25 protein-coding genes are annotated in these 24,616 nt (G+C 34.2%); 21 read left to right on the top strand and 4 right to left on the bottom strand.

Annotation, left to right across the window (positions count from 1 at the left end; translation table 11 throughout):
- The first annotated feature begins 71 nt into the window (after nucleotides 1-71).
- The 5 genes from NX902_RS15970 (at nucleotide 72) to phoU (ending at nucleotide 4,471) form a co-directional block, all read left to right on the top strand.
- Nucleotides 72-1,040, top strand: coding sequence for a PstS family phosphate ABC transporter substrate-binding protein (locus NX902_RS15970; protein ID WP_095333875.1), 969 nt, complete (start codon nucleotides 72-74; stop codon nucleotides 1,038-1,040).
- 68 nt (nucleotides 1,041-1,108) lie between these two features.
- A complete protein-coding gene (gene pstC / locus NX902_RS15965) occupies nucleotides 1,109-2,059 on the top strand; it encodes a phosphate ABC transporter permease subunit PstC (protein WP_095333877.1) in 951 nt (316 codons plus the stop codon).
- A gap of 1 nt (nucleotide 2,060) precedes the next feature.
- On the top strand, nucleotides 2,061-2,939 hold the full coding sequence (gene pstA, locus NX902_RS15960) for a phosphate ABC transporter permease PstA (protein WP_123257985.1): 879 nt from the start codon (nucleotides 2,061-2,063) through the stop codon (nucleotides 2,937-2,939).
- Between the two features lie 20 nt (nucleotides 2,940-2,959).
- Nucleotides 2,960-3,781, top strand: a complete 822-nt coding sequence (gene pstB, locus NX902_RS15955) for a phosphate ABC transporter ATP-binding protein PstB (protein WP_095333881.1) — start codon at nucleotides 2,960-2,962, stop codon at nucleotides 3,779-3,781.
- A 36-nt stretch (nucleotides 3,782-3,817) separates the two neighbouring features.
- Nucleotides 3,818-4,471, top strand: a complete 654-nt coding sequence (phoU, locus tag NX902_RS15950; protein ID WP_095333883.1) for a phosphate signaling complex protein PhoU — start codon at nucleotides 3,818-3,820, stop codon at nucleotides 4,469-4,471.
- 188 nt (nucleotides 4,472-4,659) lie between these two features.
- Here the strand turns inward: phoU and NX902_RS15945 are convergent, their stop codons facing one another.
- Both NX902_RS15945 and NX902_RS15940 read right to left on the bottom strand, forming a co-directional pair.
- Entirely contained in the window at nucleotides 4,660-5,148 is a 489-nt protein-coding gene (locus tag NX902_RS15945) for an endolytic transglycosylase MltG (protein ID WP_095333885.1), read from the bottom strand.
- Between the two features lie 4 nt (nucleotides 5,149-5,152).
- Nucleotides 5,153-5,542, bottom strand: coding sequence for a hypothetical protein (locus tag NX902_RS15940; protein WP_095333887.1), 390 nt, complete (start codon nucleotides 5,540-5,542; stop codon nucleotides 5,153-5,155).
- A 457-nt stretch (nucleotides 5,543-5,999) separates the two neighbouring features.
- Here NX902_RS15940 and NX902_RS15935 point away from each other — a divergent pair, with 457 nt between their 5' ends.
- From NX902_RS15935 to NX902_RS15905, 7 genes are all read left to right on the top strand, one after another.
- Complete coding sequence (locus NX902_RS15935; protein ID WP_095333889.1) at nucleotides 6,000-6,707, top strand: DUF4912 domain-containing protein; 708 nt, start codon at nucleotides 6,000-6,002, stop codon at nucleotides 6,705-6,707.
- Nucleotides 6,704-9,154, top strand: a complete 2,451-nt coding sequence (locus NX902_RS15930; protein WP_095333891.1) for a glycosyltransferase — start codon at nucleotides 6,704-6,706, stop codon at nucleotides 9,152-9,154. The genes NX902_RS15935 and NX902_RS15930 overlap by 4 nt, the downstream gene beginning before the upstream one ends.
- A 25-nt stretch (nucleotides 9,155-9,179) precedes the next feature.
- Nucleotides 9,180-9,806, top strand: coding sequence for a hypothetical protein (locus NX902_RS15925; RefSeq protein WP_095333893.1), 627 nt, complete (start codon nucleotides 9,180-9,182; stop codon nucleotides 9,804-9,806).
- Between the two features lie 67 nt (nucleotides 9,807-9,873).
- Entirely contained in the window at nucleotides 9,874-10,023 is a 150-nt protein-coding gene (rpmG, locus tag NX902_RS15920; protein WP_016204868.1) for a 50S ribosomal protein L33, read from the top strand.
- A 71-nt stretch (nucleotides 10,024-10,094) separates the two neighbouring features.
- Nucleotides 10,095-10,664, top strand: a complete 570-nt coding sequence (locus tag NX902_RS15915) for a 5-formyltetrahydrofolate cyclo-ligase (RefSeq protein ID WP_095333895.1) — start codon at nucleotides 10,095-10,097, stop codon at nucleotides 10,662-10,664.
- Nucleotides 10,636-11,430 (top strand): DUF92 domain-containing protein, encoded by a 795-nt coding sequence (locus NX902_RS15910; RefSeq protein WP_235850357.1) that lies wholly within the window; start codon nucleotides 10,636-10,638, stop codon nucleotides 11,428-11,430. Before NX902_RS15915 ends, NX902_RS15910 begins: the two co-directional genes overlap by 29 nt.
- A 98-nt stretch (nucleotides 11,431-11,528) precedes the next feature.
- The gene (locus tag NX902_RS15905; RefSeq protein WP_095333897.1) at nucleotides 11,529-11,729 is read left to right on the top strand and encodes a hypothetical protein; all 201 of its coding nucleotides are present in this window, start codon (nucleotides 11,529-11,531) and stop codon (nucleotides 11,727-11,729) included.
- Between the two features lie 269 nt (nucleotides 11,730-11,998).
- On the opposite strand, the gene NX902_RS15900 is transcribed toward NX902_RS15905, so the two are convergent.
- Nucleotides 11,999-12,502, bottom strand: a complete 504-nt coding sequence (locus NX902_RS15900; RefSeq protein WP_123260853.1) for a DinB family protein — start codon at nucleotides 12,500-12,502, stop codon at nucleotides 11,999-12,001.
- 582 nt (nucleotides 12,503-13,084) lie between these two features.
- Between NX902_RS15900 and NX902_RS15895 the strand changes: the two genes are divergently transcribed.
- A complete protein-coding gene (locus NX902_RS15895) occupies nucleotides 13,085-14,602 on the top strand; it encodes a rhomboid family protein (protein ID WP_123260854.1) in 1,518 nt (505 codons plus the stop codon).
- On the opposite strand, the gene NX902_RS15890 is transcribed toward NX902_RS15895, so the two are convergent.
- Nucleotides 14,592-15,464, bottom strand: a complete 873-nt coding sequence (locus NX902_RS15890) for a hypothetical protein (RefSeq protein ID WP_123257983.1) — start codon at nucleotides 15,462-15,464, stop codon at nucleotides 14,592-14,594. The genes NX902_RS15895 and NX902_RS15890 overlap by 11 nt on opposite strands.
- A 282-nt stretch (nucleotides 15,465-15,746) precedes the next feature.
- Here NX902_RS15890 and NX902_RS15885 point away from each other — a divergent pair, with 282 nt between their 5' ends.
- The 8 genes from NX902_RS15885 (at nucleotide 15,747) to NX902_RS15850 (ending at nucleotide 24,564) form a co-directional block, all read left to right on the top strand.
- Entirely contained in the window at nucleotides 15,747-15,962 is a 216-nt protein-coding gene (locus NX902_RS15885) for a YqgQ family protein (RefSeq protein ID WP_047941253.1), read from the top strand.
- The gene (locus NX902_RS15880) at nucleotides 15,962-16,924 is read left to right on the top strand and encodes an ROK family glucokinase (RefSeq protein WP_341160841.1); all 963 of its coding nucleotides are present in this window, start codon (nucleotides 15,962-15,964) and stop codon (nucleotides 16,922-16,924) included. Before NX902_RS15885 ends, NX902_RS15880 begins: the two co-directional genes overlap by 1 nt.
- 291 nt (nucleotides 16,925-17,215) lie before the next feature.
- Complete coding sequence (locus NX902_RS15875; RefSeq protein ID WP_095333907.1) at nucleotides 17,216-19,114, top strand: LTA synthase family protein; 1,899 nt, start codon at nucleotides 17,216-17,218, stop codon at nucleotides 19,112-19,114.
- Between the two features lie 131 nt (nucleotides 19,115-19,245).
- Nucleotides 19,246-20,439 (top strand): M14 family metallopeptidase, encoded by a 1,194-nt coding sequence (locus NX902_RS15870; RefSeq protein WP_171509801.1) that lies wholly within the window; start codon nucleotides 19,246-19,248, stop codon nucleotides 20,437-20,439.
- A gap of 172 nt (nucleotides 20,440-20,611) precedes the next feature.
- Nucleotides 20,612-21,739 (top strand): YqgU-like beta propeller domain-containing protein, encoded by a 1,128-nt coding sequence (locus tag NX902_RS15865; protein WP_123257982.1) that lies wholly within the window; start codon nucleotides 20,612-20,614, stop codon nucleotides 21,737-21,739.
- Between the two features lie 98 nt (nucleotides 21,740-21,837).
- A complete protein-coding gene (locus NX902_RS15860) occupies nucleotides 21,838-22,155 on the top strand; it encodes an MTH1187 family thiamine-binding protein (RefSeq protein WP_095333912.1) in 318 nt (105 codons plus the stop codon).
- A 13-nt stretch (nucleotides 22,156-22,168) separates the two neighbouring features.
- Nucleotides 22,169-22,804 (top strand): MBL fold metallo-hydrolase, encoded by a 636-nt coding sequence (locus NX902_RS15855; protein ID WP_123257981.1) that lies wholly within the window; start codon nucleotides 22,169-22,171, stop codon nucleotides 22,802-22,804.
- Nucleotides 22,805-23,403: 599 nt separating this feature from the next.
- The gene (locus tag NX902_RS15850) at nucleotides 23,404-24,564 is read left to right on the top strand and encodes an IS110 family transposase (RefSeq protein ID WP_341160504.1); all 1,161 of its coding nucleotides are present in this window, start codon (nucleotides 23,404-23,406) and stop codon (nucleotides 24,562-24,564) included.
- Nucleotides 24,565-24,616: the final 52 nt, after the last annotated feature.

Genomic DNA, 24,616 nt, shown 5'->3' with positions numbered 1-24,616 from the left:
ACCAAGTTAATACTAAAGTCTTATAGTTATCTTGTAAACAAAACAAGCATCCTTAGGGGGTAAAGAGAAAAATGAAGAGCCTTAAAACAGTAGGATTGACAGCAATGATTGGAACAATGTTAGCATTATCAGCGTGTGGTGGAAATAACGATGCCAGTTCATCTAAGTCATCTGATTCATCAAAAGATAATGGAACTGAACAATTATCTGGCCAAATAAAATTAGACGGTTCATCAACTGTATATCCAATTATGGAAGCAATCGTTGAAGAATACCAAGCAGAGCAGCCAAACGTGAAAGTTTCTGTAGCATCATCTGGTACAGGTGGCGGCTTCAAAGCATTTATTGCAGGGGAAACAGATTTCAGTAATGCATCCCGTCCAATTAAGGATGAAGAAAAATCAGAGTTAGAATCAAAAGGAATTGACTATACAGAATTAAGATTAGCATATGACGGTTTATCTGTTGTAGTGAATAAAGATAACACATGGGTTGACCACTTAACATTAGATGAATTAAAGAAAATCTGGCTTGAAGATGGTACAACAAAAAAATGGTCTGATATCCGTGAAGGATGGCCAGAAGAAGAAATTAAATATTATTCTCCAGGAACTGATTCTGGAACATTCGATTATTTTGATGAAGTGATTTTAGAAGAGCAGCCAATTGCTAAAGCAGCGACATTATCAGAAGACGATAATATTTTAGTACAAGGGGTAACAGGCGATAAAAACGCAATTGGATACTTTGGCTATGCTTATTATGCTGAAAACAAAGATAAGTTGAAAGTAGTACCAATCGACGGAGGGAACGGCCCGGTTGAACCAACAAATGAAACGGTTGAAAGTGGCGAATATTCCCCATTATCAAGACCATTATTCACTTATGTAAAAAATGAATCGGTGAAAAAAGATGAAGTAGCTGATTTTGTAGAATTCATGATTGAAAATGCGGCTGACTTATCAGAAGATGTAGGCTATGTAAAATTGCCAGATGAGGAATACAAAAAAGATTTAGAATTAATCGAAGGACTTAAGTAATAAGTTTTGATGGAAAGCTTTGTACTTAGCTTTCCATCTTGCTGTTGGATTAAGGGGGACTTAAAAGCATGATTAAACAAACGACAAATGTGAATGCAAGATCTGTACAAGAATTAATTGCTGAAAAAAAACAAAAAAATAATTTAAGTAAGCTGTTAGAAAAAATTATGCCTAAAGTATTATTGATTACTGCAATCTTTTCGGTATTAACGACGCTCGGTATTCTATTTACATTAGTAATGGAAACATTTACTTTTTTCGAAAGAGTGAATATAAAAGAGTTCTTAACAAGTAAATCATGGTATCCATTTTCTGATCCAGGTTCTTTTGGAATCATGCCACTTGTGTCTGGAACGTTAAAAGTAACGCTGATTGCTGGGATTGTTGCTGTGCCAATAGGGTTGGCATCTGCCATTTTTTTAAGTGAATACGCGAGTGATAGAACAAGAAGAATAATTAAGCCAATTTTAGAAGTACTTGCTGGTATTCCTACAATTGTCTACGGTTTTTTCGCTTTAACATTTATAACACCATTACTTAGATCCATTATTCCTTCTTTAGAAATGTTTAATGCTTTAAGTCCAGGAATTGTTATTGGGATTATGATTACGCCAATGATTGCTTCTTTATCAGAAGATGCAATGAGTGCTGTTCCCAGAGCAATGCGGGAAGGAGCATTAGCAATGGGTTCTACTAAATTAGAAGTTGCTTTAAAGGTAGTCTTACCTGCTGCAGTTTCTGGAATTGTTTCTTCCATTGTATTAGCTTTATCAAGAGCAATTGGGGAAACAATGATTGTCGCAGTTGCAGGAGGCAGTACACCTAATCTAAGCTTCAATGTAACAGAATCTATACAAACTATGACAGCCTATATTGTTCAAGTAAGTCAAGGAGATGCAGGATATGGAACAACGATTTATTACAGCATTTATGCGGTTGGATTTACATTATTCCTGTTCACTTTCTTGATGAATCTGCTTGCTCAGTACATTTCTCGTCGTTTTAGGGAGGAATATTAAGATGAAGTTAGTAAACCATTCAGAAGTTATTAAGCGAATGAAACCAAGATTAATGAAAAACATCATAATGAAAGGATTATTTTTTAGCGCAACTTTATTTGGTTTAATTGTTCTTGGTGTCCTTTTTTATCGAGTATTGACTCAAGGAATTGGCTATTTAGATTTTCAGTTTTTAACAAGCTTACCTTCCCGTAAACCTGAAAATGCTGGCGTCTATACTGCATTGATAGGAACAGTGTGGCTTATGGCGGTAGTTGCACCTGTATCACTTTTGATTGGAGTGGGCACGGCGATATATTTAGAAGAATACGCAAGTAAAAATAGATTTACGAATTTTATTCAGATTAATATATCGAATCTTGCGGGTGTACCATCCATTGTTTTTGGTCTATTAGGATTGACACTATTTGTTCGTGCTTTGACACTTGGAACAAGTGTCCTTGCAGCAGGGTTAACAATGAGCTTATTAGTATTGCCAATCATTATTGTTGCAGCTCAGGAAGCTATTCGATCCGTTCCTAGTGAATTAAGAGAAGCCTCTCTTGGAATGGGAGCAACGAAATGGCAGACAATTGTCAGAGTAGTCATGCCTGCAGCTATACCAGGTATTTTAACTGGAGGAATATTGGCACTTTCTCGGGCAATTGGCGAAACTGCTCCACTAGTAGTATTAGGTTTACCTTTATTCCTAGCATTCTTGCCGAGAACTGTTTTTGATATGTTTACAGTGCTGCCAATGCAAATCTATAACTGGACAGGAAGACCGCAAGAAGAGTTTCAGAGTCTTGCAGCAGCAGGAATAATTGTTCTTTTAGTTTTATTGATTTTAATGAATTCTATTGCAGTATTAATTCGAAATAAATTTCAAAAACGTTATTAAACGTGTAGGGGGAACTTCAAATGAGTACAGTTTTTGCAGATAAAATTAAAAAAGCAGTAGAAATAAATGCTACAGACAGTAGAGTGAAAAACTCTGTTTATAAAACAAATCAGCTTAATTTGTGGTATGGGGATAACCATGCGCTGAAAAATATAGATTTAGACATTATCGAAAATGAAGTAACTTCTATTATTGGACCATCAGGCTGTGGTAAATCAACATATATCAAAACTTTAAATCGGATGATTGAATTAGTGCCAAGTGTAAAAACTTCAGGGGAAATTAATTATCGTGGCAGAAATATTTTTGATAAAGATTACGGAGTGGAAGAACTAAGAACAAAAGTTGGAATGGTCTTTCAAAAACCAAATCCATTTCCCAAATCTATTTATGAAAATGTTGCATATGGACCAAAAATTCATGGGATACGAGATAAGAAAATTTTAAATGAAATTGTCGAGAAAAGTTTAAGGGGAGCGGCAATTTGGGACGAAGTAAAAGATAGATTAAACCAAAATGCATATGGACTTTCTGGTGGACAACAACAGCGTCTTTGTATTGCAAGATGTCTTGCAATTGAACCAGATGTTATTCTTATGGATGAGCCAACCTCTGCACTTGATCCAATTTCGACATTAAAAGTGGAAGAGTTAGTTCAAGAACTAAAAGAAAACTACAGCATTATTATTGTTACACATAATATGCAGCAAGCAGCCCGTATCTCTGATAAAACAGCATTCTTTTTAAATGGAGAAGTAATAGAGTTTGATGTAACCGATAAAATATTCTCTAATCCAAAGGATAAAAGAACAGAAGATTATATTACAGGTAGATTTGGATAATTATTTAAGCTGAATTCCGAAAAAGGAGATCTTACTATGCCAGTTAGAGAGAAATTTGAAGCAGGGCTTAAGGAACTGCAAGAGAAACTGACAGAGCTTGGTGAATTTTCGATTCAAGCTCTTGAAAGATCATTAGAAGCACTTGAAACACAAAATATAGAAATGGCTTTAGAAATTATTGATGATGATCAAAAGGCTGATCATTTGTATGAAGAAATAAATGACTTTGCGATTCTATTAATTGCGAAGCAGGCACCTGTAGCAATTGATTTAAGAAGGATTATTGTTGGAATTAAGATTGCGACTGATATTGAAAGAATCGCAGATTTTGCTGTTAATATTGCAAAAGCTACTATTCGAATTGGGAATCAAGAATTAGTGAAACCGATGATACATGTTAAAAAAATGTTAGGGATTACTAACGAAATGCTGCGCTTATCCTTAAATGCTTATAATAAAGAAGACACAAAACTAGCTCGAAAAATCGCGGAAATGGATGATGAGGTAGATGCTTTAAATAAACAAGCGTTTGTGGAGCTTTTAGAAATTAGTAAAAATAAACCTGAGTATTTACAGCAAATTTCGCAATTGACATTTGTCTGTCGTTATTTAGAAAGAGCAGCAGATCATACTACTAATATAGCTGAAAATATTTTCTATTTAGTTAAAGGCCGACAATATGATTGGTAAATAAAAAAAGACCGGAACAAAGGATTTCACCCCAAATATTATACGGAGATACTAACAACATCTCTATAATATTTGGGGTTTCATTATTTCATAGCTTTTAACTAATTAGTGTGCTTCATTTATACTTAATAGCTAAATATGGATTGTTCGACCTTTTAGATTACTTATTTAATTATGTTCCAGTTCGTTTATTTTGTAAGAGTTTCGGCAATTTTTTTATGACTCATGTCACTAGTTAAAGGAAAGCTGCCAACTTGAATTTTGGTATGGTAGCCATTATCAATTAAGTATGTTTCAAACTCTTCTTGATCTTTGACGATTTTTTCTTTATATAATAACTCAGCAATTTCAGAAATGCTCATACCGCTTTTAACTTTTAACGTATAGGCAATGTTATCTTGTTGTTCTTCTGTTGGCTCTTCTTGTGTTTTCTCTTTTTCATTTGCTGCTGATTTTGCTTGCTCTTGTTTCTTCTCTGCTATTTGCTTTTGTAAATTATTATATTCGTCCTCTGCTAACACAGTAAACCCCTTTGTTTGAAGATAGGATGTTGCTTCAGATACACTTATCGTTGCTTGTTCTTGACTTTTATTTTCTAAATAGTAATAAAAACTTCCAATAATGCTTGCTGAAAGGAGCATTCCGATGGCAAATGAACGTAAACTATGTTTTTTCATTTAGTTACTTTTCGACCCTTTCCTTTATAATTTGCTGAACTTGAGTGATAGATAAGGAAGATTGACTGGCAATCTGCTCAATTGGTACACCACTTGCTGCAAGGGTCCAGACTTGGTTTTTAATAATAGCGTGAATGGGCTGTGGTTTATCCCTTTCCATTGCGGATGGTTTTTTTAGGGTAGAAGATGGCTTTAAAGAAAAATCTTCCTCACCGATCATTAACTCTTCTTCTAATAGTTTTAATTTCTTTTTTATTTTGTATAGCTCTTGTACTTGTTGAATGGAAAGCTGATCTATTTCCTCTCGTAAATCTTTAATGGGATCACGAAGGAAAAGAGACAGAATAAGAAGGAATAAAGAAATTCCTATAATTACTAACATTACAATTAACATAATTCACCTCAGAATAAAATCTTCATTTCAAATGATATAAATAATAAGAGACCTAAAGAAGAACAATGCAAGCTAAAGATATTTTATCATTAACTATCGGTAATTCCTATTAAATCAAGATCGTGGGTGACAATATTCGAATAGATGTGCGAAACAGTTAAGAATATGTCGTAATTCATCTGGAATTTTTAAAACCATATGTCGAATCGATGTTGTAATAGCTAATGGAAAAAGGCAAAAAAAAATTTTTTGCTCCATTACAATAAACGTATGTATGTTTAAGCATAATCCGACAAAATCTGTTCGTTGTGGCAATACTCATTCAGTGGTAACATAATAGATATAATTAGCGAACTAAAAGGAATCTTGTATGCATATACTAGTAAATTGCGGTACATACACCTATGAAATGAAATGACATTTGATAAATAAAATTTAGAAAGAGGTGCAATTTCTATTGATTGAACAAATTGTAAATTTAAGACGTAAAGGACTGTCTTTCCGGAAAATTGCCATCGAACTAAATTCAACTGTAGGAAAAGTTCAGTACCAATGGAAAAAATATGTGAAGGAACAAGAACAAGATGGGAATGTTGGACAAGCAGAGGAGCAAAAGAAGGCAATCCAAATGCAAAAGCAGGAATCATATATAACGGAAAGCTTTTGGACAAGCGTTGATTTATTAGCAAAGAAAAATGGGATGGAGGCTTGGTTAACGTCAGAAGACACTGCATTAATATTTTGGAGAATTCCCGAAGGAAAATGGCAGTTAATTTCAACTTATTATGATATTGATCCGGAAACTTGTTCGCTTGCAGTAAAGATTAATGATATAACTAGCATTATCTATAATGGAAGAAATGCGCATAATTCTCGTATTCTGCCTGTTGAAAATAGGCAAGAATCAGTTGTGTTACAGGACTTATCACCAAATAGAAGTTTTTGTTTTGAAATAGGGGTTCTTGATGTGTATCAATCCTTTTTACCGATATTACAGTCAAATCCCTTGCATACACCGAGAACTGCCCATAACCAAACAGGCCAACTAGCAAAGGATTTACAGGAGTGGGAGAATGGGGATGTTTCTGTCCCGAATTGGATTGAACATGTAAGCACTTATAGTTATTATGAATTAGAAGAGCAAGAGGATGTGAAAAAGAAATGAATGGTTCTTATTTTCAGCTGATTGTAATTAATAAGATTCCTTTTATGAACTATTTTTCAAAAGATAAACAGAAGAAAAAGGAATTATATACACAAACTATTAACTTTATCAAGTTTCTTTTCGAAACAGAAAAGAATCAACTTCCATATACCATTCAAATTGTTGTGCCGCCAATTTTTCTCGAACTGCTTGATGTGCAGTCATTTCGAGAAGAAATAACAGAATTTTTAGAGAAATACTGTTGCGATGATGAATTGTATTCTTTCTGGATAGAAAAAGAAAAAAATCTATTAAAGGTCCTTAAGTCGCTTCTTCAAGAAAAGCGGATCGAATTGCTGGCAAGTCCCGCTTCCTTTTCGCCTTTATCAAATGTATCGACAAGTACAGGTATTCAATTACAAATAGAGATAGGCTTATCTATTATTGATGATTATTTAGACTACCGACCGACAGGATTCTGGTTTCCAGAAGGAAATTTTTCACCTGGTTTAGATTTATATTTGAATAAAGAGAACTTTTCTTATAGCTATCTTAACAGTAAGACAATCAATCATAGTGATCCCTTACCAAGCGGTACAGGTATTGCAGTTGAATCACCACATAATATTGTGTTTTTTCCTGTTGAAGAAAAGCTGTATCAACTTTTTAAAGGGGAGAATGTAACGAAACAAATATGGGATAAATGGTTATTAGATTTGCTAGAATCCTATCCTCCATACATAAATGAGTCCATTTTATCCTTATCAATTGATTTAGCTGACTATGTGAAGATAACAGACGAGCTGAATAAAAGTATTCGTTATTTAAATGATGAAGGCTATGTGGTTCATATCATGCCTGAAACATATATAAAGCAATTCAGTCAAGGAATGGATCGTGTCCATCTCTGTGCTTCCTTCCTAGAACGTAGAGGGGGAGAGGCGGTTGTTACACATAGTTCTTTCTATGCTGCTTTAGCATTTTTGGAAAGAGAGCTTCATGAATGGAGACAAATTTCTTTACCACCAGCAACTAATAGAGTGCAAAAGCAATTGGAAAAGGAATGGTTGTTATTAAGCGCTCTCCTTTATCAAGATAATTGGACAAGTGAAGAAGTAACAAACCATCTAGAAGCGGCAAAGAAGTTAAGCGGATTTTGGATAGGACCAATCGATAAAGACTGGCTTTCCTTAAGAGAAAGAGAACAACCAATTTTAAATACAACAATCCAGAACCATAAAACGGTTCGGTCTCAAAAGGAACCAACAAACAAGAAGAGCATTTTAATCTTATCTTGGGAGTACCCGCCCAATCTAGTTGGTGGTCTTGGTGCTCATGTAGTTGGGTTAACAAATAGTTTAATAAAAAATGGCTATGAAGTTCATCTTGTTACAGCACAAGCGATGAACAAAAATCCAGAAGATGTAGAAGAAAAGGCTGGCTTATTTGTTTATCGAGTTAAGCCGATTTATAGTAAAGAGCAAAACTTTATTCACTGGATTGGCGGCTTAAATTTAGCAATGTGGGAAAAAGCAATAGAGATAGGAAAGAACACAACATTTGAATTAGTGCAAGCACATGATTGGCTAGTAGGTGCAGCTGCTATTTCTTTAAAGAATCAATTAAATATTCCTTTAATAGCTACCATCCATGCAACTGAGCATGGAAGAAACGGTGGTATCTATACGGAAATGCAGAAATTTATCCATAGGCAAGAAAGGCAGTTAATAGACACAGCTGATTCTTTAATTGTGTGCAGTGAATATATGCAGAATGAGATAATGACTATTTTTGATGTAGAACAAACGAAAATTAATATCATTCCCAATGGAGTCGAAATGCTGAAAAAGGAAGCCGTTTCAGCAGCTCCGGTTGATAATTTCTCAAGAGACAACAAAAAAGTTGTTTTTGCCATGGGGAGAATGGTAAAAGAAAAAGGCTTTGGAACATTATTAGAAGCAGCAAGAAAATTGCATAAAAAGCGAAATGATCTATGTTTTGTTATTGCTGGAATCGGTCCAATGTATGACGAATATCAACAATTTATTGAGAGACATCAATTAGCAGAAAGTGTTCATTTAATAGGCTATTTGCAGGAAGAACAGAAGAATGCACTCTATGCACAAGCAGATATAGTTGTTATACCAAGTTCCTATGAACCATTTGGAATCGTAGCATTAGAATCCCTTGTTTTCGCCATTCCAACGATTGTATCCCAGACAGGCGGCTTAAAAGGAATTATTAAGGATGGAGAAACAGGACTATATATGGAAACAAATAATGCAGAGAACTTAGTAAAGAATATCGAGTATTTGTTAGAAAATCCAGTCGTAGGTAAAGAAATTGGTAAGAAGGGGCAAATATTAGTTAGCCAGCTTTTTAGCTGGAATCGAATTGGCGAAGAGACAAAAAGAGTTTTTGATGAATTGATTGTACAGGCAAAGGTGAAGGAATCCATATCTAATTAAAAATATTAGAGTAGGTGAAGGAAGAATGAAAATTGAGGCCAATTTACAAAAAGACTATCAAAGTGTTCAAAGAAAGTTATTAGTAAAAAAAATAACGACAACTCCTGGAATCTGGGTTGATGGAAAAACGTATTGGATTCAAAATGGTTATGAAAAATTAATACCAGAACATTCTATTTCCGTTCATGTAAAACAAATACACAAGCACTCGAAAATTCAATATAATGAGATTTTCGTCAGAAATCACTCTCAAGAACCCCAAAAAATGAAAATCCTAGTGTTGAATTATTTTTCAAAAGCTTTTCATAATCATCTTTCTTTTGTATCACCTACGGAAAACGTTATCTATCATTCCATTGATGACCAGCTATATTTAGTAAATGGAGAACATAACTCAAACAGCATGGAACAGAGAACCGTACAACCTCTCTGGAATGTGCATACTGATCATATATGGAGCAATAATCAAAATGGAGTCCTAAAATATCAGCCTATGGCAAAAGGCTCCAGTGTAAGTATTTTTTCTTTAAATATGGAGGTAATGCCTCAATCAACTGGTATTAGTCGCGCTTGGTCCATTATGGGGACAGAAAAAAAGGATATTTTAGATATGAATCATATTCTAATGCAAACAAGTACTAGCATTTCCTAACAAAAGATGTTATCATATAAAAGTCGTATGCACGAACTAGCAACCTATAGTTTGGAGGGAAATAAACATGCGTGTAAACATTACGTTAGCTTGCACTGAATGTGGTGATCGTAACTACATTTCTAAAAAAAATAAACGAAATAATCCAGATCGTCTTGAGCTAAAAAAATATTGCTCAAGAGAAAAACGTACTACAGTTCATCGTGAAACAAAATAAGCAGAAGGGGGATATCCCTTCTGTTTTTTTTTCATATTTATAACGAAAATTGTAAAGAAGGTGTACATAAAATGCAGGAAAAAAAACATTTCCGATCAGAAATGATAAAACAACTCCAGTCAATTAATAAACCACTATATGAGCATATGTCCTACCAAATAGCTTCCCGATTATATAATGATGCTGCCTTTATCTCTGCTAGTCATATTGGGATAACCATTTCCAAATTTCCTGAGGTGGATACATACCAAATTATTCGTACAGCTTGGAAATTAGGCAAAAAAGTAAGTGTTCCAAAGTGCATACCTGCAACTAGACAAATGAGTTTTCGCGAATTAGAGCAATTTAATCAACTTGAATCGGTCTATAGTAACCTGTTTGAACCAGTTATAGAAAAAACGAAACAAACGGATTCCAAACAAATTGATTTACTGCTAGTTCCTGGATTAGCCTTTTCGCCTAAAGGATATAGATTAGGATTTGGGGGCGGTTATTATGACCGATTTTTGCAAAATTATGATGGACAAACAATATCACTGGCATTTTCCATGCAAATACAGCAGCAAATTCCCATTGAGAACCATGATTTAGCTGTTCAGAAGATCATTACAAATGAAGGAATTATTTGCGCAAATGAGTAGTATGATGTATGCAGTAGTCATTTTGTTTGTCTCTTATTTGGCATATAAACGCAGGTCATTAACGAAGAGTGGTGCGATCGCGGCTTTTTTTGTTGGGAGCGGAATTGCGCTAGGATTTGGCTCTAAAGGATTAGTAGTTCTAGGAGTATTTTTTGTTTCTTCTAGTATGTTTTCAAAATACAAAAGCAAAACGAAACAGACGATGGAGGACAAAACCAAAAAAGGGTCGAGACGTGATGCATGGCAAGTTATGGCGAATGGAGGCTTTGCAGCAATAGTTGGTATCATCTATTTTTTTACAAAAGAATCAGTCTGGATTATTGTATTCGCCATACTTCTAGCGGCTGCCAACTCGGACACATGGGCATCAGAGATTGGATCGTTAAGCAAGAAAAAGCCAATCTCTGTTCGAACGTTTAAACAAGCGGCCACTGGAACGTCGGGAGCGGTCAGTGTCCTAGGAACAATTGCAGCATTTGCTGGATCACTATTAATAGCTTTAACAGCGAATTTCTTATTTGCTCTGGAGCCTGGTAGTTTTGTGGTCATCCTTGTTTTTGGATTTTTAGGTAATATCGTGGATACACTTTTAGGTGCCTTTGTCCAAGTGGAATATAAATGTCCTGTTTGTGGTCGAATAGTTGAATCAAAAGTAGAATGTCACACTACCTTAGTGAAAACAAAGGGTTTTGCACTTTTTAATAATGATATGGTAAATGTTCTTTCCGGTTTTTTAGCTGCGTTGGTATATGTTTTTTTCTTTTAGTAATATTTTAACCGGGTCCATACAAGAACATTTTCATTCGTTAATATGGATAAAAAATAATATTATTACCAAACTAGTTAATAGGAGGGATTTCAAAAATGTCAAAAGTATTCTCCGTTTTACTAATTGTTTTAGGTGGATATTATTTATTTCAAAAACGATATCGTGTCATTAATACGGTATTAAGAAGTCCATTTATTCGTAAATATGCAGTTAGAATATTAATGAATATTCCAAGTGTAAAAAGAATGACAATGAATTCTGTTTTTGGACGTTCGCAAAATACGATTTATCAATGAATAAAAATGAACTGATGAGACGGAAAATAGCGTTTAAATGAGCTGGGAATAAGTAACCTCACAAAAATAAGAGCAAACAATTACAGAGAAGTAACGTAATTGATTGCTCTTATTGGCTTTTAAAAATTTACGGACAGCCAGTGTATGCCTGAATGCGCAAAGTCTTGTTAATCTAAGCTCTGCTTTTAAACTGTAAAAACTGTCCCGCTAATCTAAGCTAAGTGTATTTAGTTTTCCTATTAGTATTACAAACGATATCTTTTTTACTTTTAAAGTGGTGGATTGTCTACCCCTATGCGAATCCAATCTTCTTTTGATGGTCCATAAACTCCAAAAGGCTTGATTCCAGCTTGACGCATCAGAATTGTAACTTGTCCACGGTGATGAACGATATGCTTAATGAGACCCATTAAAATTTGAGCATTTGTTTCTTCTCTGCCAAATGCGGTTTGCACGTCCTTTAAGGATTCGTCTGTCCATTGTTCTTCTATCACTTTGATTGCAGTAGAACTGAGAAGTTTAAATGTTGCGGCTATTTCTTTAGCTGTAGCTGGAATTATTTTTGCGTTATCTAGTTCATTTATTTTTAGCCCGAAATGAGCTAAATATTCAGGGATATTGGTTGTGAAATGCCAAACAATTCTTCCTAATGTTCGACCTTCAGGGTAGACTTTTTGCTGTAAAGAATCATCGGTTAAACCTTCTAAAACCTTTTGAGTCAGCTCTGCCTCCCACTTCCACTCTCTAATAAAGTCTGTAATCGTTACATACATAAAAATACCTCCATAGTCAAATGTCAAAGTTTTTTAATTTCATACAGGAAAAATTTCCGCTTTTTATATACGATAATTGCTTGATATCCTTTGACATAGTGCTAAATACTTGCTATCTTAATATCGAATCGAACAATTGTTCTTATATGAATAATATCAAGAATATCGACATATATCAAATATCATTTGTTTGAGTGGTGAAAATTTGATAAATAGACATCGAAAAGGAAAGGGGATGCGCAAAGTGTTCATAACATAAGGGCATCAATGGGTTACTTTTGTTCTATCCTTTTTTTCATTTTGCCAATGTGTTTTTAATCTTCTTAAAAAGGTAATAACAAATAATAACCTTTACGTCTTCAAGCGGTATGTTTATCGAATGTCACTCTCATTTATAAAATACATAAAATAAGCTAAAATGAAAGATGGATTTTGTGACATTTAAAAGAAATGAAGGAAAAAAAGAAACATATATAGTATTGTTACATAGAAAGCGTATTTCCTTAAAAAGGAACTATTTAAGAACTTGAAGAATATAGTGTCATTACCTTTCAAGATGTTCGGAGAGTAGGGAGAGAACAGATGGAGCTAGAACATTATAAGTATTGGAGAATCATCCATATACTAGTAAATGAATATCAGTATAAAATTATCTACTTAACAGAAGATCAACAAGAAATATGGCTCGAGGCTCAAGAGAATAAATCAAAATCCCCCGTTATTCGTCTATTTCAATTTGATATTAACTGGAGTAATTGGTTAAGCAGGGACATAGAAAGGACAGCGTTAAATGCTGAAAGGATAAGAAGTTCGCTGCATAGTCGTTCCCTTAAAGTGGTGAGCATTTATATATCCGCTTATCCGCCTGTAGACTCATATGAACATATTATCAATCCATTATTTTTAAGTCCAAATAAAAAAGTACAAATTGAATCAATACTTCTCGATCGATCCGTTCAAGACTGGAAAATAGGAGAGCATAAAATAGCTGAATTACAACGTATGCCAGAAACGGAAGCAGAGCGAGAAACCCATATACAAGAATATAAAGAAGCAATCTTTACGAGCTTAAGACAAAAAGAAAAAGAAGAAAGACAGTTATTTAATTTTGGAAAACCATTTATCACGTATCTTTTCATTGCTATACAAGTGATTGTATTTTTCTTAATGGAATTAAGCGGCGGAAGTACAAACAGTGAAACGCTAATTAAATGGGGAGCAAAAGTAAATTATTTAATTGCCAATGGGGAATGGTGGCGATTTATAACACCTGTTTTTTTACATATTGGTATATTGCATTTACTTATGAATTCCATTGCCCTATATTATGTTGGGCCACTAATTGAGCGGATTTTTGGATCATGCCGATTTTTGTTTATTTATTTATTTGCTGGGTTTAGTGGGGTATTTGCTAGTTATTTATTAAGTCCATCTTTATCGGCTGGTGCAAGCGGCGCAATTTTTGGTTGTTTTGGAGCTCTTCTTTATTTTGCCTGGCGCTTTCCACAGCTTTTTTTTCGTGTTATGGGTTGGAACGTCATTATTGTCATTATTATCAATCTTATATTTGGTTTTACTATACAAGGAATTGATAATGCAGGACATATTGGTGGCTTGCTAGGCGGCTTCTTAGCCACAGCGATTGTTCATTTTCCAAAGAAGAAAAACTGGAAAATTCAGCTTGGTGCCGCCTTTGTTACTATACTGCTTTTGGGAATTGGTGTTCTTTATACATTCCATCAAGATGTACTGCAAAGACAAGATCAATCAGCCTATAAGCTGGTCCATGAGTATATTCAAGATGAAAAACTTCAACAGGCTGAGTTGGCTTTGGAGAAACTTGAACCAAAGGATAATGAAGTTTACTACTTTTTACTTTCTTATATTCAACTTAAGAAGCGTAATCTACATGATGCAGAGAAGAACCTGCAAAAAACAATCGCGATAAATCCAGAGTTTCATGAAGCATATTATAATTTAGCGGTTGTTAGTCTATATAATAAGAAATTGGAAGAAGCAAGAGAATATATACAAGCAGCTTTAGCTTTGGACAAAAACAATCCTGAATATCTTCTATTATGGGATAAAATTAAAGAGTAGATATTTGCTGTCTTAAAACAATTGCTTCACCATCTGCTGTTGTAAATAAGATAAGAAGATGGTTATCATTAATTAATAATACAGGGATAGAACTACCGATGGGATCAGCAATGGTTCCATCTTCTTTAATAACGCCAAGAAAATAATTTTTATAGAGACCCTCTGTTAATTGGCCGATTATTTTTGCGCTTTGTTCTTTTGAAAAGTTCGGAAGAGGTGCATCGTTATAGTTGATTAAGTCTGTAAGTAATAGTTTGGTCTGATATTGCTCGGGTGAAATATGGAATTTTTTTAATGCTTGAAGATAAGCATACTCTACATAATTTAATGTTTCTTTCTCCAAAGCTTTTGCCCAATCTTTCTCTGTTAAGTTACTGGGAGTATGAAAGTTTAGGGGAGCATTTTCAAATTTGGAGTTAATAATATATAAGCTGTCTGCGGAAGTTTTTTGTGAACTGAAAATTCTTTCACTATTATCATGTATTTCCGCATAATGAAAAGTTATTGTTTGTAAAAAGTTACTTTCTCTTTCCACAATTGTTTTTTTTTCTGAAAGCTCTAATGTGTTTTGTTTCCATTCTCCCATTTTATTTATTAGTTTTCCATTTGCATACAGAAAGCTCATATCCTGTCGTAAATATGCTACTTTATTAATGGATGAATGGCTCTCCCAAAGTATGCTGTATTCATCGAACCTTTTTTTGCTAAAAGTAAGGGTCGTGTTTGCTTTCGGAAAGGTGACTGTAGGATCAATCGGAAAATAGGTGATACTTTCCTTAGCAATCTGCTTTTGCTGAAAAATATAGAAAATAGAAATAAGGATAATAAGAGAAAGACTTAAACGAATAAAATCTTTTTTCATTATTTTCACCGCTCCATGTTAAGTATGCTCAAAATATGAGCCTGTCTCATCTATACTTCTTTCAATATATGTATGGAAAAGAAAATTATGATAAAAGAAGAAAGGAGAGGGAATAACTTTTGTTTTCTAGCTTTAACCATATATTTACTTTCCTAATAAGGGAAAAGAATCTGCTGTTGAGGAAACAGTCCGTATCCTTTATACTTAATTTGAAAACGATTAATTTATCACTTTATGCAAACCTTTGCAGTGGATAGAAAAAGAATGAAATCGAGGGGTACCATGCAAACAATTTATGACGTACAGCAGTTTTTAAAAAAGTACGGGACAATCATTTATGTTGGAGATCGAGTAGGCGATTTACAATTAATGAAATCCGAAATTAAAGAATTATATCAATCTCAATTAATAAAAGAACAAGAATTCGATTCTGCTATGCGACTGCTTAATCAAGAAATACAATACTTAGAGGATAAGAGAAATCGGGGGAATGTGTGATGCAAGAAAAATGGGTAGCTGGAATAGATTTAGGCGGAACAACGGTGAAAATTGCTTTTTTATCTTTAAATGGCGATTTAATTGATCATTGGGAAATCCCAACAGATAATTCTGAGGAAGGGAAAAATATAACATCTGATATTGCAAAATCCATAGATGCTAAATTGAAGGAATTAGGTCATTCGAAAGACGATGTTTTAGGTGCAGGAATGGGTGCGCCAGGTCCTTTTGATTATGAAACAGGAATTATTTTTAATACGGTAAATTTAGGCTGGCCCGATAATTTTCCTTTAAAGGCTCGCCTTGAAGCAGATTTAGGATTGCCAGTAACGATTGATAATGATGCTAACTGTGCTGCTTTAGGTGAAATGTGGAAGGGAGCAGGAGAGGGAGCAAAGGATTTAGTTTGCGTAACACTGGGTACTGGTGTTGGCGGTGGCGTTATTATTAATGGAGATATTGTGCAAGGCGTTAAAGGAGCTGCTGGTGAAATAGGTCATCTAACTGCAATTGTGGAAAATGGAGCTCCTTGTAACTGTGGGAAAACTGGCTGTTTAGAAACGATTGCATCTGCAACGGGAATTGTTCGTTTAACGAAAGAAAGATTAGCGGAAAGACATACATTAAGCGAGCTTCATTCGTTACTAGATCAAGAAGGGGAGATTACAGCAAAAGATGTATTCGATGCAGCGAAGAAAGGGGACGAATTAGCTAATGAAATCGTTCAATTTGTTGCATTTCATTTAGGGCTAGTATTAGCAAATATTGCTAATACGTTAAATCCTGAGAAAATTGTCATAGGTGGAGGAGTATCAAAAGCCGGAGATGTCCTGTTAGATCCTGTAAAAGAGAATTTTATGAAATTTTCCTTTAAAAGTGTAGCAGAGTCAACGGTCATTGATGTTGCGACACTTGGAAATACAGCAGGGGTAATTGGTGCTGCGTGGTTGGCTAAAAATTAATCGAGCTAAGTGTAAATAGATAGGATATTAAGCATGATAATAAATCTTCTTCCGCTGCGAAGGAGATTTTTTTTGCTGCCTTTAAACAAAAAAGAAACTTGTCGTTAAAATTCATGAAACTTTTCGTCAGATTGGACGTTTAAAAAAGAGTAAGCTATTATAATAATACACAAAGATGAAAATTTGATTAAAATTTCATAAAGATTAGCTTTATATAATAAAATTATTGTAAAATGTGTAAAGTAATAATTTTCGAGATTTTGTTTGATCAATAGTTAGGAGGATTCACCATTGTTTAAGAATAAATTGGAGTGGTCAAAGCTATCACTTATAACGATTGCAACAGTTTTACTATGGATTAAAACAAATATTGCCTATATTACTAGCTTTGATATTAAAATTGAAAATTGGATTCAACAATTCATATTAATCATTAATCCTTTAAGTTCGATATTATTTATACTAGGAATATCCATGTTTTTCTCAGAAAAAAATCAAAAGCGATATATATTTATTTCAAGTTTGATTCTTTCTTTTGTTTTGTACGCAAATGTGGTTTTTTATCGAGTTTATACAGATTTTTTAACCCTGCCGCTTTTATTTCAAACAAGTAATATGAGTGATTTAGGGAGTAGTATTAGGGAGTTAATTCATGTTACGGATATTCTTTTCTTTGTTGATATTATTTTGCTAGTTGTCATTATGAAAAAGAAACCAGCCTTTGTAAAAATTCCGCAATACACAAGGGTTCACAAGAGTATTTTCTATTTACTTACAATAAGTTTAGCTTTTTTTAATTTAAGTTTAGCAGAAACGCAAAGAACGCAATTGCTAACTAGAACATTTGATAGAGAGCTTTTAGTGAAAAATATAGGAACGTATAATTATCAACTTTATGATATTTTCCTGCAAACAAAGACTTCTGCACAAAGAGCTTTTGCAGATGGTAGTGAATTAACAGATATGGTTAATTATAATCAGGCTAATTATATAGAACCAAATAAGGACATGTTTGGTATTGCTAAGGGGAAAAATGTAATTATGATTAGTCTAGAATCTACTCAGTCGTTTACAATCAATCGAGAAGTTAATGGCGAAGAAATTTCACCATTTTTAAATGACTTTATTAAAGAGAGCTTTTATTTTGAAAATTTCTACCACCAAACTGGACAAGGTAAAACTTCAGATTCGGAATTTATTGTAGAAAATTCAATGTATCCATTAAGTAGAGGGGCTGTTTTCTTTACTCATTCTGGGAATGAATATCAAGCGGCTCCTGAGATTTTAAATGAAAATGGTTATTACACAGCTTCCCTTCATGCAAATAATAAGAGTTTCTGGAATCGTGATATTATGTACCAAAGTATAGGATACCAACGATTTTATGAGATAAATGATTATGATGTGAAGGAGGAAAACTCTGTTGGCTGGGGTTTGAAGGATATTGACTTCTTCGAGCAATCAATTGCTCATTTAAAAGAAATGCCGCAGCCTTTTTATAGTAAATTTATTACGCTGACAAATCATTTTCCTTTCGAGTTAGATGAAGAAGACAAATTTATCGAGCCATTAACAACTGGCAGCAGAACACTGAATAATTATATTCCTACTGTCCGTTATCAGGATGAAGCATTGAAAATTTTTATTGAGAAACTAAAAGAAGAAGGTCTCTATGATAATAGCATTATTGTCCTGTATGGAGATCATAATGGCATTTCCGAAAATCATAATAAAGCAATGAGTGAGTTATTAGGAGAAGAAGTGACTCCTTTTGTAAGCACTCAATTACAAAGAGTACCTTTTGTTATCCATATTCCCGGAATGGAAGGGAAAACATTGTCAACAGTGTCCGGTCAAGTGGATATTAAGCCAACTCTTCTTCATTTGCTTGGGATTGAGACAAAAAATGATATTCAATTTGGATCTGATCTTTTCTCTGATAACAATGATCCATTTGTTGTCTTACGAGATGGCAGCTTTATCACAGATGATTATGTGTATACGAAAGAAGTTTGTTATGATCGAGCAACTGGAGAAGCAGTCGATGGAGACAGATGTGAGCCTTATATAGAGCAGGCGAATTTAGAATTGCAGTATTCTGATAGTATTATTTATGGAGACTTATTGCGGTTTTATGATAAAGAAAAAGGGATGCTTGATATAGTAGAAGAAGCGAATAAAAAAGAGTAGAGTAATAGAGCTTTGTGATAAATGTAGAAATATCTACTTTGTCATAAAGCTTTTTTTTATGAATAAGGAAATGTACCATAATGAATGTTTTTTAGGGAGGTTCATATATATATAGGGAGAGGAGTGGGCATATGGAGATCAAATTAAGACCAGGAGATACACTTTGGTACTATAGTCAGCTTTTTATGGTTCCCTTGAATCTTATTTTAGACAGTAATCCACATGTTAACCCGAATAAATTAGCAGCTTCTGAAACCATCCAAATACCTGGATTTGAATTACAGGTTCATCAGATAAAGTCAGGAGAAACTCTGTGGAAATTGGCAGGAGTAAGAAATATTTCGGTGGATAGTATTTTGTTATTAAATCAACATTTAAATCCAAATAATCTTCAAGTAGGCGATGAAATTTATATTCCAAATCGCATTATTGGAAGAATAGTGCAGGGGAAGAAAAAGTATGATTATCAATCCTTGCAAGTCGATTTAACGAGATTAAAGAAGCTTTTTCCATTCATTCAAGTGAAGACAATTGGTAAAAGTGTATTAGGACATAATATTGAGGAAATTAGAATAGGAAAAGGTACAAAAAAGGTTCATATAAATGCATCCTTCCATGCCAATGAATGGATTACTACGCCGATTTTAATGGTATTTTTAAATGACTTTTTACTATCTTTAACGAATGGGACAAATATCCATTGTGTTCATACAATGCCATTATATCAGTCTATTGATCTTTCCATTGTACCGATGGTCAATCCAGATGGAGTTAATTTAGTCTTGAATGGTCCCCCAGAAGAAGAGAAAGAGAAAGAGAAACTTATCTCGATAAATGAAGGAAGCACTGATTTCACTAGCTGGAAGGCGAATATACGAGGAGTCGATTTGAATAATCAATTTCCGGCAAATTGGGAAATTGAAAAGGAACGGAAAGAACCAAAAGCGCCAGCACCAAGAGATTATCCAGGAGACGCTCCTTTGTCTGAACCAGAGGCTCAAGTGATGGCGAAGCTCGCATATAAAGAGAACTTTGACTGCTTATTAGCATTGCATACGCAAGGAAAAGAATTTTATTGGGGCTATGAAGGATTAGAACCAGCAGAATCGCAAACGATAGCGAATGAATTTTTTAGAGTGAGTGGATATAAGGCCATTCAAAATGTAGATAGTCATGCAGGCTATAAAGATTGGTTTATTCAAGAATTTAGAAAGCCTGGATTTACTTTAGAGCTGGGTAAAGGGATAAATCCTCTTCCTTTATCCCAATTTACTGAAATCTATCATGACACATCTACAATCTTCTTAGCGTCTTTATATTTGTAGTTTTACAGTAAATGTAAGCATGGATTGTCAATAAGTGCCTAATATTGAGGGATATTTCTTATTTTATTAAAATATCACAGCATATTTGAAAAAAAGCCGAAAAAATCGGCTTTTTTATGTTACTATTCTATAGAGTAAATAAAACATGAAAAGTAGTATAGGAGTGTGAAAAATGTTTCCATTAGGTAAGAGAAACACACTAGGAATAGTTCTTCTCTTCACTTTTTTCACACTTATTCTGTCTGGTTGTGTCCCAAGACAGAATAATTCAGCCAGTGAAAATGAAGCGAAGAACAAAAATATCCATAACAACACGATGCTTCCTCCTATTAGTCCAATTGAAGGAGATTTTGAGCAAGTATATGGCTGGATAAAAAATGATACAATTTGTTATTCGGCGAAAGTAGAGGGTGTTAATAAAATTTATACATATAACATCTATACTGGAAAGCATAGCCCTTTATATAAATCGGTAACAGAATTGTCAAATGTGATAATAAATAAAAATCAACTTTTAATATACAATGCTCTTTCTGATGAAGAAGGGGAAATTCATATAATTGATATGAAAGGAAATGAAGTGCTTACTAGAAAACTGCAGAGCTATGAAACAGATTTTGTGTGGAATCCTTATAATGAAAATGAACTGTTAATTACGACCTTCACCAAGGATTGGGAAAGTAAAGTATCTGTATTGGATATTCAAGAAAATGAATTAAGTGATTTTCCTGTGTCTACGCCCTTTCCTCAATGGCAATCAAAGGAAAAAGTAATGTATTTAGATTGGGACCAAAGCTCCCCTTCCTTTTACGCTCCTCTTAAACTATTCAATATGGAAACAAAAGAAGAAAAAGAATGGGACGTACCTGATATTTATTTTATAGAAGAGAAAAATGGTTATCTCCTTACTCTGTCCGGTTCATCTAAAGAAGAGGAAGCCATTTATACTTTTTATGATTCTGAATTAAAGGAGCAAGGAAGTGTCCGCCTACCAAGATTATCTAAATTTTCCAATTGGTTGATACCAAACTATACTTTTTATGAGAATAAATTTCTTACTTTTGTTCCCAAAAATAGTGGTAATGCGGAAACTTATCAAGATGGCTTTGATCTTGTTGAAATAAATATGGAAACAGGTGAAAGCCAAAAGGTAGATACGGAAATGGAATTAGAAGATCAGCCCATCCAAATTTCTAGTGATGGAAAGTATATTCTATTTGGTTATTACTATGAAAATATGCTGGATATGAAAACGGGTGAAATTAGCTCCTTATTTTCTACCACTATTCACAATAGTTGATGATGGCATAAAAATATGCCATCATAATCATGGAACTTAAATCAAGTATCTTTGTCTTAAATAAGATTAAATAGCCGGTTGAAAGGAGAACATAGTTAATGGCAATTGTAGATGTAACAGTTATACCAGTAGGAACACAAACACCAAGTGTAAGTGCATATGTAGCAGATATACAAAAAGTGCTTATGCATTATGAAGAAAAAGGGCAAATTCGGTTCCAATTAACACCGATGAATACAATTATTGAGGGAGAGCTTCCTGTTTTATTTGAAGTAATCCAAGCTATGCATGAAGTTCCTTTTGAAAAAGGTCTTGTTCGTGTTTGTACGAATATCCGAATTGATGATAGACGGGATATAAGTAGAAAAATGGAAGATAAAGTAGAACGTGTTGTAAGTCAATTAGAGAGTAAATAGGAGGGGGTATGGGATGGAGTATAAACAAATTCCTTTAGGGCCAATCCAGACCAATTGTTACTTAATATGGAATGAAAATAAGGATTGTTTGGTGATAGATCCTGGGGCAAATGGAGAAAAGTTAATCAAGATAATTCAGGAGTTAGGATTATCTCCGATAGCTATTCTGTTAACACATGCTCACTTTGACCATATTGGTGCTGTGGAAGATGTTCGAACAGAGTATAGTGTTCCCGTTTATGTACATATCAAAGAGGAAGAATGGCTAATTAATCCGAAATTAAACGGTAGCGAAGCATTTAGACTGCCAAATCCGATTGTAACAAGACCGGCCGAGCATTTCTTAGATGAAAATCCAAGCATGACAATCGGTGATTTTACTTTTCAAGTGATGGAGACACCAGGGCATTCTCCAGGCAGTGTTACGTTCTATTTTAAAAAAGAGAATTGGGCATTTGTAGGCGATGCGCTTTTCTATGAAAGTATTGGCAGAACAGATTTAGTTGGCGGTAATCAAAGAACATTACTAACAAGTATCCATGAAAAGTTATTGAATTTGCCTGAAGACACATTAGTGCTTTCCGGTCACGGTAGAAAAACGACGATTGAGCATGAAATGGATCATAATCCATATATTAATGGCTTTTAAATAAAGAAAAAGGGGCTGAGACAAAACTAAAAAGGATATGCTTAAAGCTGAATAATCATTTGTTGAATTAGACGAATGATAAATAATATCTATTTTTGTTTCTCGCCCCATTTTATAAGGTTAGTGAAATGGAGTGGAAGACACTCGACTCCTGCGGGAAATAGAGGAGGCTCAGCTTCCTCCCCGCGGAAAGCGAGTGTCTGGAGTGCAATGGAACGAACTTGTTTTTTAGCTATAAAAAAGATAAATCAGCGAAAAGAAAAAACCGAACTATTACGATGTTTTATTGTATTATAGTTTGGCTTTTTCTTTATGTAAAATTCTTTTGTCCCACCCTTGTATATTAAGCACATGAGGTTCGCTACCTCTAGTGCTTTTTTTAGTATAGTTTTTTATACTAAAAGCAACGCTGTGGATTAGTAACTCACCCTACAGTACTTTTATAGTAACTGGTTTTATAGAGACTCTAACCACAGCTCTTTGTTTATCTGTTAATTAGTTAGATAACGCTAGACGTTTGATTTCGTACAAGGATACAGAACAAGGAGTGCGTGGCTTGAAAGCACAGCGTAATATATTTTAGAAAGAAGGAATTATTCATGATTTATGTGGGGATTGATGTAGCTAAACAGAAACATCAGATAGCCATTCTTGATGATGGAGGGGAAATTTATCGCGACAACTTGGTCATACAGAATAATTATTTAGGATTTCAAAAACTTCATGAAATTCTTAGCCATATTCAAACAGAGACAGCGCAAGAATGCCAAGTAGCACTGGAAGATACAGGCCACTATTCTCTTCCTCTTCTACAATTTTTAAGAAAGAATAGGTATCTAACTTATTGTTATAACCCTATCTTAATCAAAGAATTTTCTAAGGTACATACCTTGAGAAAAACCAAAACCGATAAGATCGATGCTTTAATGATTGCCAAAAAGCTGATGGTGGATTGGGAAAAAAGAGAAAAAAAGCAAAATCAAACTTCTATGGAACTGAAAGAATTAACCCGGCACAGGCGAAGAATGGGAAAACATCAATCGTTTCTGAAAACCCAATATACACGGATATTGGAAAAAGGTTTTCCCGAGTTGGCGACATATGGGCAAGTGAGACATTCCGCTTATATGATAAAGATATTAAAAAAATACCCAAGTCCAAAGAAAATAGCTGCAGCTCATTTAAAGACACTTTCTTCCCTTTTAGGTGCAAATAATAGTCAATTGTCAGCCTCAAAACTACAACAATTAGCAAACGAAAGCATTGGATACCATTCTGAAGTGGCAGAATTAGAATTAATTCAGACGATTGAACAGCTATACTTGTATGAAAAACAAATAAAAAAAGTTGATAAACGTATTCAGGAAATAATGGATATACTCGATTCGCCAATCGTAACCATTCCCGGAATATCTTATCAACTCGGTAGTATTATCCTAGCAGAAATAGGAGATATACATAACTTTAAGACCTCTAGTCAGTTATTGGCTTTTGCGGGAATGGAGCCATCCATTTATGAATCTGGAGAAGGGAAAGGGAAGGGACAGATGGTTAAACGCGGCTCTCCCTATTTGCGGTGGGCCATGTATCACGCAGCACGATTGGTTGCCATCTATTCCCCAACATTTAAAAGATATTATAAAAAGAAGCAAGCAGAGGGAAAACATTATAATGTGGTGATTAGTCATTTAGCTAAGAAACTAATAAGGGTTATCTTTCATTTACTTCGAAAAGAAGAACCATATAAAGAAGCCTTATAATAACCCCTATTTTTTAAATAAGGCCATTATAAGGCTTCTTTGTCATGCCTAC

Source organism: Niallia sp. FSL W8-0954, from assembly GCF_038005605.1.
GTDB classification, from domain to species: Bacteria; Bacillota; Bacilli; order Bacillales; family Cytobacillaceae; genus Niallia; species Niallia circulans_A.
Note: the sequence above shows the minus strand (reverse complement) of the source record. Positions and strands in the feature narration are given on the sequence as shown.